This is a genomic window from Thauera humireducens (genome assembly GCF_001051995.2).
Taxonomy (GTDB): Bacteria; Pseudomonadota; Gammaproteobacteria; order Burkholderiales; family Rhodocyclaceae; genus Thauera; species Thauera humireducens.
Map to the genome: position 1 here is coordinate 3,116,235 of NZ_CP014646.1, position 12,969 is coordinate 3,129,203.

Genomic DNA, 12,969 nt, shown 5'->3' on the forward strand with positions numbered 1-12,969 from the left:
AGCGGCCCATGAAGCCTCATGTCTTCGTCGCCATGCCGTTCGGCATCAAGCCGGGTCACGACGGCGCGCCGATCGACTTCAACCGCATCTACGACGATTACCTGGTCCCTGCGCTGGCGGCAGCGGGGCTGGAGGCGTTTCGCGTCGAGCAGGAACTGCGTGCCGGAGACATCCGCACCGACCTGTTCCAGGAGTTGCTGCTCGCCGACCTGGTGGTGGCCGACCTCACGCTCGACGATCCGAATGTCTGGTACGAGCTCGGGGTGCGCCACGCCTTGCGCGCGCACGGCGTGATCCTGGTGCAGTGGCCGCGGCCGGCGCAGCCCTTCGACCGCTACACCGAGCACAAGCTGCATTACCGGCTGAAGGACGGCCGGCCTGACCCCGCGACACTGGCCGAGGATCGCGCGGCCCTGACCCGCATGGCGGAGGCGGCGCTGCAGGCCTGGCAGGACCGCCAGCGGAGTCCGGTGTACAGCCTGCTGCCGCACCTGCGGGAGCCGGACTGGAAAACCCTTCTGCCGGGGGTGCGCAACGCGTTCACCGTCGCCTGCGAAGAATGGATGCGCCGCATGGCGGTGGCGCGGCAGAACGGCCGTGCCGGTGACATCCTGGTACTGGCCGACGAGATGCCGACGCGCGCACTGCGTATCGAGGCCCGCCACGCGGCGGGTGAAGTCCTGCTCAAGCTGCGCCATCACGATTTTGCCCTCGAGCAGTTCGAGGCCGTGCTCGCGCTCGATGCCGGATACAAGCCGGCGCGCGAACGGAAGGCTGTCTGCCTCGGCCGCCTGGGGCGCCTGGAGGAAGCGCGCGAATGGGTGCGCCGGCTGAGCGAGACGTATCCGCACGATGCCGGGGTGTGGGCCTTGTCAGGCCGCATCGAGACGGACAACTGGGTGAGCCGCTGGTGGCGAGACGGCGCGTCTGCGGCGGAACTGCGCGGGGCCGCGGAGTCCGAAGATGCTGCGCTGGCCGAGGCGATCGAACCGTATCGCAAAGCCTTCGTCATTGATCCCGCGCACCATTGTTCCGGCGTCAAGGCGCTCATGCTGCTGAGATTGCGACGCCATCTGGGGGGCGACGGCGAGCCGGCTCCGATCGACGACCTCGTCGGCGGGGTGCGATGGGCGGCGCTGAGTGCGCAGGAACGCAACCCCCAGGACTGCAGGGCCCGCGCGAGTCATGCCGCGTTGTGCCTGCTGGTGGAACCGCTCGAGACGGTTTGCCGGGCGTACGGCGCCACGGCCGCGGCCGCCAACGGCGACTGGATTGCGCTCGCCTCCAGCCGCCAGACCTTGTGCCTGCTGCGCGACCTCGAATTCCGCCCGCGCGAGACGGCGGCGGCGCTCGGGATCATCGACCGCGAGATCGCCCGCAGCACGCCGCCCTTGCAGCCGCGGCGCGTGTTCCTGTTCAGCGGGCACATGATCGACGCCCCCGATCGTGCCAGCCCGCGCTTTCCGCCGGACAAGGAAGGGATCGCGGCACGGAGGATCGCGGCGGCGCTCGATGCGCTCGGTGCGGGCCCCGGCGACCTGGCGCTGGCCCAGGGTGCCAGCGGGGGCGACCTGCTGTTTCTCGAGGCCTGCAAGGTGCGCGGCGTGCGCCTGCAGTTGATGCTGCCCTTTGCCGAGCCGGCGTTCATCGAGCGCTCGGTCCGGCCCGCCACGGACGGCGCGCGCTGGTGCGCGCGTTATCGCGCCTTGCGTGCCGGGTTGCCGGATGCGCCGCGCACGATGCCGGCTGAACTGGGCCCGCTGCCCAGGATCAGCCCCACGGCGTGGATGGATCCCTACGAGCGCTGCAACCGCTGGCTGTTGTACACGGCCCTGGCGCTGGGGATCGACCGCGTGCATTTCCTCTGCCTGTGGAACGGCGACGGTGGCGACGGCTCCGGCGGTACGGCGCACATGTACGAGGAGGTCAGGCGCAGGACGGGCCGCGTCACCTGGATCGACGCCCGAACGCTGTGAGGATGCGCACGCTGATCGCCGCGCGACACGGACGCACGGCGATCAGTGCGCCGTCGCTTGCGTGCGGATGAGGTTGGCGAGTGTCGCCAGGGCGCGGGGTGGGGCATCGGATCTGCGCGACACCATCCCGGTCGGCACCAGCCCGATCTCGGCCGGCACAGCGCGCATCTCCAGCCGCCGCGCATGCGCCGACTGCGCGACGATGCGCCGCGGCATAAGTGTCCAGCCCAGGCCGACCGACACGCAGCCGAGGATGCCTTCCAGCGTGCCGAACTCCATCGCGTCGGCCTGGGCATGGCCTAGCGCGCGCTGCAGGGCGATGGCGCGTGCGCGGTAGGCGCAGCCCTCGCGGAACAGGATCAGCGGACTCAGCACCGGATCGGTGCCGGGGGCGAAGACCTGCACCAGTTCCTCGACCACCAGTTCGTCGAACTGCAGCGCCGGATGCACCACCGGGCCGGCGACGAAAGCGCAGTCGAGCTTGTGGGCGAGCACGTGGTCCACCAGCGTTGCGCTGGTATCGGCCCGCACGCGCAGCTCCAGCGCGGGGTGGGTGGCGCGCAGTTCGCTCAGTGCAGGTGGCAGGTAGAGCGCGGCGAAGGTCTCCATCGAACCGATGCGCAGTTCGCCCGCCTCGTCGCCGGCCTGGCGCACGGCGGCGACCGTCTGGCGTTCGAGGTTGAGCATGCGGCGTGCGTAGTCGAGCAGCACCCGACCCGCAGGGGCGAGTTCGACGCCGCGGCCGGAGCGGAAGAACAGCTCGGTGCCCAGTTCCTCCTCCAGCCGGCGGATGCGGGCGGTGACGTTGGACTGCACGGTGTTGAGCTTGCGCGAGGCAGCGAGGATGCCGCCTTCGTCGACGACGGCTTCGAAGGTGCGCAGGGCGAGGAGCTCCATTCCGCTATCTCCAAAAAAGAACTGTTCGTTCTATAAGATTCGCTTGTATCGATATCGTACGCCGACTATCGTTCGGTATCCACGAGCCGACAGCACACGAACGCCATGAACGACCAGATCCAACGCATGAAGGTGCTCGGCGCCGGCATCTTCAGCCTCATTCTCGCGCTGGGTGTCGCGCGCTTCGCCTATACGCCGCTGCTGCCGCTGATGCAGCAGCAGGCCGGCCTGAGCCTGGCCGAGGGCGGCTGGCTGGCGGCGATCAACTATGCGGGCTATCTGTCGGGCGCGCTGATCGCGGCCTCGATCAGCGATCTGGTACTGAAGGACCGCCTGTTCCGCGTCGGCATGGTGGTGGCCGTGCTGACCACGCTGATGATGGGCCTGACCACCAACGTGACGCTGTGGGCGGTGTCGCGCTACTTCGCCGGCCTCTCCAGCGCGGCGGCGATGCTGCTCGGGACCGGGCTGATCCTGAATTGGCTGATCCGCCACAACCACCGCAGCGAGCTGGGCATCCACTTTGCCGGCATCGGCCTGGGCATCGCCGGCTGTGCGGCCGCCGTTGCACTGATGGGGCCGTCGCTCGACTGGCGCACGCAGTGGTTCGTGTTCACCGCCATCGCGTGCGTGCTGCTGGTGCCCGCGCTGGGCTGGCTGCCCGCGCCCGACACCAGTCCGGTGACCAGGAGCGGTGCGCCGATGCACGACAACCCGCCCAGCCCGCTGTTCCTGCGCCTGTTCATGGCGTCCTACTTCTGCGCGGGGGTGGGCTACGTGGTCAGCGCGACCTTCATCGTCGCCATCGTCGATCGCCTGCCAGGCCTGGAAGGGCGCGGCACCATGAGCTTTCTCGCCATCGGTCTGGCAGCCGCGCCGGCCTGTATCGTGTGGGACTTCGTCGCGCGCCGCACCGGCGAGCTCAACGCGTTGATCCTCGCCGCGGTGCTGCAGATCGTCGGCATCCTGCTGCCTGTGGCGGTGGGCGGACTGGGTGGTGCGATCCTGGGTGCGCTGCTGTTCGGCGGTACCTTCATCGGCATGGTCAGCCTGGTGCTGACGATGGCCGGGCGCTACTACCCGACGCGGCCGGCCAAGATGATGGGCAAGATGACCCTCTCCTACGGTGCCGCGCAGATCATCGGCCCGGCGGCGACCGGCTGGCTGGCGGCGAGCTTCGGCAGCTACGCCGGCGGGCTCTACCTGGCCGCGGGCATGATGGTGCTGGGTACCCTGCTGCTGTTCATGCTGAAGGCGGTGGAGCGGCGCGACATCGCGGCACGCGCGTCCGCCGAGCCATGCATGCAGGCCTGAGGCCCGCGGTAGGCGATTTACCTTGCGGATTTGACGTTTTCCGGGTGCCGGGGTGAGGCGATGCGTGGTATTTTCCCGCCTGCTGCGAAAGCACGTCCACGTGTCGCGCATGTCGACCGGGAGCCGCCACCGCGTTGGCGTCACAAGACCAGAATCTAGGGGAAAAGAATGGCTGAGGGGAAATCCAAGATCATCTACACGCTCACGGACGAGGCGCCGATGCTCGCCACGTGCGCGTTCCTGCCCATTATCCGTACCTTCACCGAGCCGGCGGGCATCGAGATCGAGAAGGCCGACATCTCGGTCGCCGGTCGCGTGCTGGCCGAGTTTCCGGAATTCCTGACCGAGGCGCAGCGCGTGCCGGACACGCTGGCCGAACTCGGCCGCCTGACCCTGCTGCCCGACACCAACATCATCAAGCTGCCCAACATCAGCGCATCGGTTGCGCAGCTGAAGGCGTGCATCAAGGAGCTGCAGGAGAAGGGCTACGCCGTTCCGAACTATCCCGAGAACCCGACCACGGACGAAGAGAAGGCGATCAGGGCCCGTTACGGGAAGTGCCTGGGCTCGGCCGTCAACCCGGTGCTGCGCGAAGGCAACTCCGACCGCCGCGCCCCCGCCGCGGTGAAGAACTTCGCCAAGAAGCACCCGCACTCGATGGGTGAATGGAAGCAGTGGTCGCAGACCCATGTCTCCCACATGCACCATGGCGACTTCTATCACGGCGAAAAGTCGATGACGCTCGACAAGGCGCGCGACGTCAAGATGGAGCTGATCACCAAGTCGGGCAAGACCATCGTGCTCAAGCCGAAGGTTTCGCTGCTGGACGGCGAGATCATCGATTCGATGTTCATGAGCAAGAAGGCGCTGTGCGAGTTCTACGAGAAGGAACTCGACGACTGCCGCGAAGCAGGCATCCTGTTCTCGCTGCACGTGAAGGCGACGATGATGAAGGTCTCGCACCCGATCGTGTTCGGTCACTGCGTCAAGATCTACTACAAGGATGCGTTCGAGAAGCACGGCAAGCTGTTCGAAGAGCTCGGCATCAACGTCAACAACGGCATGGTCGACCTGTACGAGAAGATCAAGACCCTGCCCGAGTCCAAGCACGACGAGATCATCCGCGACCTGCACGCCTGCCATGAGCACCGCCCCGAGCTGGCGATGGTTGATTCGGCCAAGGGCATCACCAACTTCCATTCGCCCAACGACATCATCGTCGACGCCTCGATGCCGGCCATGATCCGCCAGGGCGGCAAGATGTGGGGTTCGGACGGCAAGCAGTACGACAGCAAGTGCGTCATGCCGGAATCGACCTTCGCCCGCATCTACCAGGAGATGATCAACTTCTGCAAATGGCACGGCAACTTCGACCCGCGCACGATGGGCACGGTGCCGAACGTCGGCCTGATGGCGCAGAAGGCCGAAGAGTACGGCTCGCACGACAAGACCTTCGAGATCCCCGAGGACGGCGTCGCCAACATCACCGACCTTGCCACCGGCGAGGTACTGCTGTCGCAGAACGTTGAAGCGGGCGACATCTGGCGCATGTGCCAGGTCAAGGACGCGCCGATCCGCGACTGGGTCAAGCTCGCCGTGACCCGCGCGCGCAACTCCGGCATGCCGGCGATCTTCTGGCTCGACCCCTATCGTCCGCACGAGAACGAGCTGATCAAGAAGGTGAAGACCTACCTGAAGGATCACGACACCAGCGGCCTCGACATCCAGATCATGTCGCAGGTGCGCGCGATGCGTTACACGCTCGAGCGCGTGGTGCGCGGCCTGGACACGATCTCGGTGACCGGCAACATCCTGCGCGACTACCTGACCGACCTGTTCCCGATCATGGAACTGGGCACCTCGGCCAAGATGCTGTCGATCGTGCCGCTGATGAACGGTGGCGGCATGTACGAAACCGGTGCCGGCGGTTCGGCGCCCAAGCACGTCCAGCAGCTCACTCAGGAAAATCACCTGCGCTGGGATTCGCTGGGCGAGTTCCTGGCGCTGGCGGTGTCGATGGAAGACCTGGGCATCAAGACCGGCAACGCCAGGGCCAAGCTGTTGGCCAAGACGCTGGACGAGGCCACCGGCAGGCTGCTCGACGAGAACAAGTCGCCGTCGCCCAAGACCGGCCAGCTCGACAACCGCGGCAGCCAGTTCTACCTGGCGATGTTCTGGGCCGAGCGCCTGGCCGGGCAGACCGAGGATGCCGAACTGGCCGCCCGGTTCGCGCCGCTCGCCAAGGCCCTGCGCGACAACGAAGCCAAGATCGTCGAGGAACTGACGGTGGTGCAGGGCAAGCCGGCCGACATCGGCGGCTACTACAAGGCCGATTCCGATAAGACCAAGGCCGTGATGCGCCCGAGCGCGACGCTCAACGCCATCCTGAAGGCCGCGCGCGCCGCCTGATCGAAGGCCGGGCAGACCCCGGCCAGTGCAGGCAGAAGAGCCGGTGTCCCGCGAGGGACATCGGCTTTTTTCATGGCCTTGGCCGTGCATCGCCATGTCCGGCGCGGGAACTCGCGACACGCTGCTGCGGACTGACGGAAGCAGACCCTCGTTGCAGTTTCTCCCAAGTATCGACCCTATGCTCAGAACGCTGAAACAGCTCTTCAATACCCTGACTCCGCCGACGGCCGAACTCGCCGTACCGGAACACACCCTCCAGCTCGCGGCCGCGGTCCTGCTGATCGAGATGATGCGTGCCGACAGCCACTGCGGGCACGAGGAGCGTCAGGCCGCGGTCGATGCGCTCGCGGTCAAATTTGCCCTGGGAGACGACGAAGTCGCGCGCCTGATGGAGCTCGCCGATGCGACCTCGCGCGACGCGCCGGATCTCTACTCCTTCACCTCGAAGCTCAACCGGGGCTTCAACCCCGAGCAGAAGGTGAGGATGGTCGAGTACCTGTGGCAGGTCGCCTATGCGGATGGGCAGTTGAGCCACCATGAGACGCACCTGATGCTGAAGCTCGGCGACCTGCTCTACATTCCGCGCGGTGACTTCGTGGCCGCCAAGCAACGCGCACGTGCGGCGGCCGGTCTCGCTGCCGAGTGAGCCGTCCGCCATACCGGAACCGCGTCCCGATTCCAGCCTGCATTGCGTGGGCGTCGTGTTGCCACACTTTGAGGCGCTTTGATGCACATCAAAATGGCAATCTGGTGCCGCCTGTATCCTCGTAGCCTCGGATGCCCGGATTCTGGGCATTTCCGGCATCATGGAGGAAAAGCGGCGTGCCCATTACCTGGAACCCCGAGCTCGATACCGGCATCGACGTGATCGATCAGCAGCATCGACGCATTGTCAATTACATCAACGCGCTAGAAGTGGCCAATGCAACCCGGGACCGGGCTGCAATCGGGCGTACGCTTGATGAACTGGTCGAATACACGATTTCGCACTTTGCCTTCGAGGAAAGCCTGCAGGAAGAAGCCGGCTACGCCTTCAGCAAGCCGCACAAGCGTGTGCACGAGCTGTTCGTGCGGCGGGTCAATGAGTACGTCGAGCGTCACCGCCTGGGCGACGACATCGGCGATGAACTGTACAAGTTGCTCGCGACCTGGCTGGTCAACCACATCAAGCGCGATGACAGCGACTACGTCGGCGCGGTGAAGGCGAACATGATCGGCATCATCGCCGAAAAGCGCGAACGTCAGGACGGCGGCTGGTTCCGCCGCTTCTTCCGCAGGGCGGCCTGACTACGCCGCGGCAGGCTGCTCAGGCCGCACGGCACTCGTTTGCGAGCGGGGCCTGAGTACGTCCATCCAGCAGCAGGCCCTTCCATGGCAGGTCGATCCACACGAGGCCGCTGGCGGCATCCTCGAAGCGCGGCAGGCCGGAATAGGACGGGTCGCGCTCGAGTTGGTAGTGACGCCCATTCCAGTCGAGTTGTAGGCGGTGATTGACCTTGTCCCGCACCTCGCGTTGCAGCGCCAGGCGGATGCCTTGCTCGCAGCGGTAGTCGCCGCTGGGCAGGGCGAACTCGAACTGACCGGCCTGGGTGGAGATGCCGCTGTCGGGCTCGACCACCCTGGGCGGCTGGACGGTGCAGGCGGTAACCAGAAAGGCGAGGGTCAGGCTGGCGGGGATGGCGCGGATCATGAGCGGCGGTCCTTCGAGGCGAGTCGCACGATTGTAGATTGATCGTCGCGAGGATGCCGGCGCCGCTGTCGGCCCGCCCCGGCAAGGACTTCCTGCCGGGGCGCGGGCCGGACTCCAGCGCGGCACATGCCCTGCCGTTTCCCGGCCATCGTCCAGGCACGACGTCATGCGCCGCCGGTCGGCCTGGGCGACCTTGCCGCACGGATCACTTCACGTTCAGCAGGCTCTCGTCCCACGTGTCGTGCTTCTGCAACCCGAGCAGGTTGGCGACTGTGGCGGCGATGTTCGACAGGCCGGCGGTGTCGGTCTGTGTCAGGTCCAGCCTGCCGCCGCTGACGTTGTCGTAGAGAACCAGCGGCACCGGGTTCAGCGTGTGCGCGGTCTTGGCCTTGAACGAGCCGTCCTTGTTCTGTGCCGGCTGCTTCGTCTTCTTGTCGAGCTCGAACATCTCGTCGGCGTTGCCGTGGTCGGCGGTGATCAGCGCCACCCCGCCTGCGGCATCGATCGCCGGCAGCAGGCGCGACAGCGCCAGGTCCACCGCCTCGATCGCCATCGTCGCGGCGCGGAAGTTGCCGGTGTGGCCGACCATGTCGCCGTTTGCGTAGTTGCAGCGCAGCACCTTGTACTGGCCGGACTGCAGCGCGGCGATCATCGCGTCGGTGATCTCGGCCGCCTTCATCCACGGCCGCTGCTCGAAGGGTACGACGTCGCTGGGGACTTCCTGCCAGGTCTCGCCCTCGAACTTGTTCGAGCGGTTGCCGTTCCAGAAGTAGGTGACGTGGCCGAACTTCTGCGTCTCGGAGCAGGCGTACTGCGCCAGGCCCGATTTGCTGAACCACTCGCTGGACGTGTCCTTGATTGCTGGCGGTGCGACCAGGAAACGCTTGGGCAGCTGCAGGTCGCCGTCGTACTGCAGCATGCCGGCGTAGGTCACGCGCGGGGTGCGCACGCGGTCGAATTCGGTGAAGTTCTCTTCCACGAAGGCGCGGGTGATCTCGATCGCGCGGTCGCCACGGAAGTTGTAGAACACGACCGAATCGCCGTCCTCGATGGTGCCGATCGGATTGCCATTCTCGGCGATGACGAACTCGGGCAGGTCCTGGTCGATGGTGCCCGGGTTGCGCTCACGCAGACCGTTCACCGCCTCGGTGGCGTTGGCGAACTGCGGGCCTTCGCCCAGCACGTGAGTCCGCCAGCCGCGTTCGACCATCGGCCAGTTGGCGTCGTAGCGGTCCATCGTGATGGTCTGGCGGCCACCGCCGGAGGCGATGCGGGCGTCGAAGCCGCCGGTGCTGATGTCCCGCAGGAAGGCTTCGAAGGGGACGACGTAGTCCAGCGCGCTGGTCTCGGGCACGTCGCGGCCATCCAGCAGGGCGTGGATGCGCACGGTCTTCACGCCTTCGGCCTTGGCCTGCACGACCATCGCCTTGAGGTGGTCGATGTGGCTGTGCACGTTGCCGTCGGAGAACAGGCCGATGAAGTGGAGCACCCCCCGGCCGGCCTTGGCGCCGGCGACGATCTGCTGCCAGGCCTCGCCCTGCCAGATCGCACCTTCGGCAATGGCGTTGGCCACCAGCGCGGCGCCCTGCGCATAGACCTGGCCGGCGCCGATCGCGTTGTGGCCGACCTCGGAGTTGCCCATGTCGTCGTCCGACGGCATGCCGACCGCGGTGCCGTGGGCACGCAGGCGGATGTTGGGGTACTTTGCGAACAGGCGGTCCAGCGTCGGCTTGCGCGCGGCGTCGATGGCGCTGCCCACGTCATGCTTCGGGATGCCGTAGCCATCCATGACGATCACGACGACAGGGCCCGGAACGCCGGCGAAGGCGGGGAATTTTTGCAGCATGGTCGCTTCCTGAAGGAAAAATTCGGGGCCGGCGAGGCGGGCACAGGGCACCGCGACCGGCGAAACCGTTATTTTCCTTCAAATCGGGGCTGTGATTGCATGGGCGTTTTCAATCGTTGCGATCGACTGCGCCTTGCCCGCGCCGTGTTCAGCCCGTCCACAGCGGCGCCCCTGCCGCGTCCCGATAGCTGAGATAGGCGCGCAGATCGAACTCGTACTGGTGGTACTGCGGCTCCATGTGCAGGCACAGCTGGTAGAAGGCCTTGTCGTGCTCGCGCACGCGCAGGTGCGCGAGCTCATGGACGACGATCATGCGCAGGAACGCCAGCGGCACCTCGCGGAAGAGGGTCGAGACACGGATCTCGCGTTTGGCCTGCAGGCGGCTGCCCTGCACGCGCGAGACTGCGGTGTGGGTGCCGAGCGCGTTGCGGATCACGTGCAGCGTGTTGTCGAAGCAGACCTTGCTGAGTGGCGGTGCCGCACGCATGTGCTCTGCCTTCAAGACCTGCACGTAGTCGTACAGTGCGCTGTCGGAGCGCACCGTGTGCGCGTGCGGATAGCGCTTGCAGAGTACCTCGGCGAAGCGGCCCTGTTCGATCAGCGCGGCGACCTGTTCGCGCAGATGCGGCGGGTAGCCGGCGAGATAGTCGGGGGCGGCCCTGGGGCGCATGGTGGTTGTCCTGGGGGTGGTGTTCAGAAGTCCCGTCGGCTCACTTCTTGAATTCGTCGTGGCACGACTTGCAGCTCGCGTGGACCTTGTCGTAGGCCGCCTGGGCGGCTGCCTTGTCGCGCGTCTGCGCGGCCTGCGCCAGGGCGTCGGTCAACGCGAAGAAGGTGATGCGCTCGGCTTCGAAGGCCTGCGGGCGCTCCCACACCGCGGCTTTGGCCTTGGTCGGGGGGTAGTTGGTATCGGGCCCGAAGTGGCCCCAGGGCGCATCGCGGCGGCTCACCAGCTCGGAAGCCAGGCGGGCGAATTCGTCGGGCTGGTAGCGGTTGTCGCGCAGCATCTTGCCCATCGGCTCGAAGCTGCGCAGCATGGCCTTGAAGGCGTCCTGGCGCTGCTTCACCGGCTGTCCGGGCCGGGTGTCTTCGACCGGACCGCTGCAGGCGGCGAGGGTCAGCAGGATCAGCAGGGAAGGAAGGGCGAATCGGGGCATGGCGTACTCGTGAGGTTTCGGGTGATGTCGACGGGCATGGCGCCCGGTGACAATGGAGGCCGTCCGGCCGGACGAAGTTCAATCGGACCGCTGCCGGGGCGAGGGGGCGCGTTGCGCAGGGGCCGCTAGGCGGCTTCGATCTCGACCCGGTTGCGGCCCTTGCGCTTGGCAGCGTAGAGCGCCATGTCGGCGCGGCGGATGAGGTCGGACAGATGCGTTTCGCCCGGTCGGAGCGTCGCGATGCCGAAGGAGGCCGTAACCGGGCAAGGCAGGGCGTTGGTGTCGTGTGCAGCCGCCTCCGCGATGCAGTGGCGCAGGGTTTCGGCAACGATCAGCGCCTGTTCGAGATCGGTATGCGGCATCAGCACGACGAACTCCTCGCCCCCGAAGCGGGCCAGGATATCGGTGCTGCGCAGGCGGTCGCGGATGACCCTGACGACCGTCTGCAGCACCTTGTCACCCTCGGGGTGACCCCACTCGTCATTGATCCGCTTGAAGTGGTCGACGTCGAGCGCGAGCAGCGAAACGGCCCCGCCGTGGCGGCGCGTTCGCTTGAATTCGAGATCGGCCAGGACGTCGAACTGGCGGCGGTTGTAGGCACCGGTGAGCGGGTCGACCGAGGCCTGCGTCTCCAGCCTCGAGGTCAGTTTCTGCAGGGCGCGCATGTTCCGCTGGTTGCGCCGCGAGGCGGCGAGCATTGCCAGGGCGCCGGCGACCAGTACGAGGTTCAGTGCGATCCAGAATGGAATTGCATCCTTTACGCTCGACCACCACAGGCTCAGCATGCGTTCGCGGGTGATCGAGGTGATGACCCACAGTTCGTGATCGGGCATGTAGGTCCAGGTCTGCCGGCGCAGTGCCTTGTCGAAGGGTGAGATGTCCTCACGCTTGATCAGGCCGGGGCGTGTATCGGCCGGCGGCAGGTCATCCGGCAGTTTGACACTTTCCTCGGTCGGGCGGTTGGTCATGACGGGCAGGCGCGTGATGACGTGGCCGTCGGCCTTGATGATGCCCAGCCCTGCCCCTTCGACCTCGAGGGCTTCGGCGAGGTCGCGGTTGAACACCGAAAGGTCGATGATCGCGACGATCACGCCGTCGAAGCTGCCATCGGCCGTCCGGAGCGGACGGCTCAGGCTGAAGAACCAGCGATCCGGATAGGCGCGCGAGGCACGGACCGGGCCGATGTACAGCCGCCGATTCGGGTCGTCGCGCAATGCAGTGAAGTATTCGCGATCGCTGACGTCGGGGCGGGGCCCGTCGTTCGCCCAGTGCTGGATCTGTCCGTCCCGCGACAGTACGAGCAGGTCGATCAGCTTGGCGTCGAGGGCGCCCAGCCTGCGGAGTTCGTCGCCGAGCGCAGGTGTGTCCCGCCGCCCCGCGAGGTCGCTCACCACGTACTCGTAGAGGTTCAGCGTCTGCTCGATCTGCGACAGCAGCGCCCGGTGCTGCAGCGTCTGTGCTTCGTCGCCGCGCACGAGCGCCTCCTTTCGCCCTTCGATGAGCTGATGGACGATCAGGCTGTTGAGGCCGGCGAGCAGGATCGCGCAGACGAAGACGATTGCCCGTGGCAGCAGCAGGGAATCAATCAGCCGGTCGGTCCGGACAACGCGCGGTTCGGTCGGCGCACTCAACGGGAACTCATTTTGCAGGGATGGAGGGCAAGCGCGCCTGCGCACTCTG

The 12,969-nt window shown here is 66.6% G+C and carries 11 protein-coding genes; 5 read left to right on the forward strand and 6 right to left on the reverse strand.

Going from position 1 to position 12,969, the window contains the following annotated elements; all coding sequences use genetic code 11:
- Positions 1–8 precede the first annotated feature (8 nt).
- On the forward strand, positions 9–1,976 hold the full coding sequence (locus AC731_RS14585; protein WP_048707130.1) for a tetratricopeptide repeat protein: 1,968 nt from the start codon (positions 9–11) through the stop codon (positions 1,974–1,976).
- Positions 1,977–2,018: 42 nt separating this feature from the next.
- Here the strand turns inward: AC731_RS14585 and AC731_RS14590 are convergent, their stop codons facing one another.
- Complete coding sequence (locus AC731_RS14590) at positions 2,019–2,873, reverse strand: LysR family transcriptional regulator (protein ID WP_048707131.1); 855 nt, start codon at positions 2,871–2,873, stop codon at positions 2,019–2,021.
- Between the two features lie 105 nt (positions 2,874–2,978).
- Between AC731_RS14590 and AC731_RS14595 the strand changes: the two genes are divergently transcribed.
- The 4 genes from AC731_RS14595 (at position 2,979) to AC731_RS14610 (ending at position 7,883) form a co-directional block, all read left to right on the forward strand.
- Complete coding sequence (locus AC731_RS14595; protein WP_048707133.1) at positions 2,979–4,187, forward strand: YbfB/YjiJ family MFS transporter; 1,209 nt, start codon at positions 2,979–2,981, stop codon at positions 4,185–4,187.
- A gap of 168 nt (positions 4,188–4,355) precedes the next feature.
- Positions 4,356–6,596 carry an NADP-dependent isocitrate dehydrogenase gene (locus tag AC731_RS14600; protein WP_048707134.1) on the forward strand — a complete coding sequence of 747 codons (2,241 nt, stop codon included), beginning with the start codon at positions 4,356–4,358 and terminating at the stop codon, positions 6,594–6,596.
- Between the two features lie 178 nt (positions 6,597–6,774).
- Positions 6,775–7,242: a tellurite resistance TerB family protein gene (locus tag AC731_RS14605; protein WP_048707136.1), complete on the forward strand. Its 468-nt coding sequence runs from the start codon at positions 6,775–6,777 to the stop codon at positions 7,240–7,242.
- 176 nt (positions 7,243–7,418) lie between these two features.
- Positions 7,419–7,883, forward strand: coding sequence for a bacteriohemerythrin (locus tag AC731_RS14610; protein ID WP_048707138.1), 465 nt, complete (start codon positions 7,419–7,421; stop codon positions 7,881–7,883).
- 19 nt (positions 7,884–7,902) lie between these two features.
- Here the strand turns inward: AC731_RS14610 and AC731_RS14615 are convergent, their stop codons facing one another.
- The 5 genes from AC731_RS14615 to AC731_RS14635 form a co-directional block, all read right to left on the reverse strand.
- Positions 7,903–8,286 carry a hypothetical protein gene (locus AC731_RS14615; protein WP_048707140.1) on the reverse strand — a complete coding sequence of 128 codons (384 nt, stop codon included), beginning with the start codon at positions 8,284–8,286 and terminating at the stop codon, positions 7,903–7,905.
- A gap of 205 nt (positions 8,287–8,491) precedes the next feature.
- Positions 8,492–10,132: a 2,3-bisphosphoglycerate-independent phosphoglycerate mutase gene (gpmI, locus tag AC731_RS14620; RefSeq protein ID WP_048707142.1), complete on the reverse strand. Its 1,641-nt coding sequence runs from the start codon at positions 10,130–10,132 to the stop codon at positions 8,492–8,494.
- Between the two features lie 148 nt (positions 10,133–10,280).
- Positions 10,281–10,802 (reverse strand): YgjP-like metallopeptidase domain-containing protein, encoded by a 522-nt coding sequence (locus AC731_RS14625; protein WP_048707145.1) that lies wholly within the window; start codon positions 10,800–10,802, stop codon positions 10,281–10,283.
- Between the two features lie 40 nt (positions 10,803–10,842).
- On the reverse strand, positions 10,843–11,289 hold the full coding sequence (locus tag AC731_RS14630; protein ID WP_004257325.1) for a c-type cytochrome: 447 nt from the start codon (positions 11,287–11,289) through the stop codon (positions 10,843–10,845).
- 125 nt (positions 11,290–11,414) lie between these two features.
- Positions 11,415–12,920 (reverse strand): GGDEF domain-containing protein, encoded by a 1,506-nt coding sequence (locus AC731_RS14635; protein ID WP_048707146.1) that lies wholly within the window; start codon positions 12,918–12,920, stop codon positions 11,415–11,417.
- Between the last annotated feature and the right edge of the window lie 49 nt (positions 12,921–12,969).

Excerpts from the sequence above, each read along its gene's own strand:
- AC731_RS14585 (WP_048707130.1), top strand. The coding sequence starts at position 9 with ATGAAGCCTCATGTCTTCGTCGCCATGCCGTTCGGCATCAAGCCGGGT.
- AC731_RS14590 (WP_048707131.1), bottom strand. The coding sequence starts at position 2,873 with ATGGAGCTCCTCGCCCTGCGCACCTTCGAAGCCGTCGTCGACGAAGGC.
- AC731_RS14595 (WP_048707133.1), top strand. The coding sequence starts at position 2,979 with ATGAACGACCAGATCCAACGCATGAAGGTGCTCGGCGCCGGCATCTTC.
- AC731_RS14600 (WP_048707134.1), top strand. The coding sequence starts at position 4,356 with ATGGCTGAGGGGAAATCCAAGATCATCTACACGCTCACGGACGAGGCG.
- AC731_RS14605 (WP_048707136.1), top strand. The coding sequence starts at position 6,775 with ATGCTCAGAACGCTGAAACAGCTCTTCAATACCCTGACTCCGCCGACG.
- AC731_RS14615 (WP_048707140.1), bottom strand. The coding sequence starts at position 8,286 with ATGATCCGCGCCATCCCCGCCAGCCTGACCCTCGCCTTTCTGGTTACC.
- gpmI (WP_048707142.1), bottom strand. The coding sequence starts at position 10,132 with ATGCTGCAAAAATTCCCCGCCTTCGCCGGCGTTCCGGGCCCTGTCGTC.
- AC731_RS14625 (WP_048707145.1), bottom strand. The coding sequence starts at position 10,802 with ATGCGCCCCAGGGCCGCCCCCGACTATCTCGCCGGCTACCCGCCGCAT.
- AC731_RS14630 (WP_004257325.1), bottom strand. The coding sequence starts at position 11,289 with ATGCCCCGATTCGCCCTTCCTTCCCTGCTGATCCTGCTGACCCTCGCC.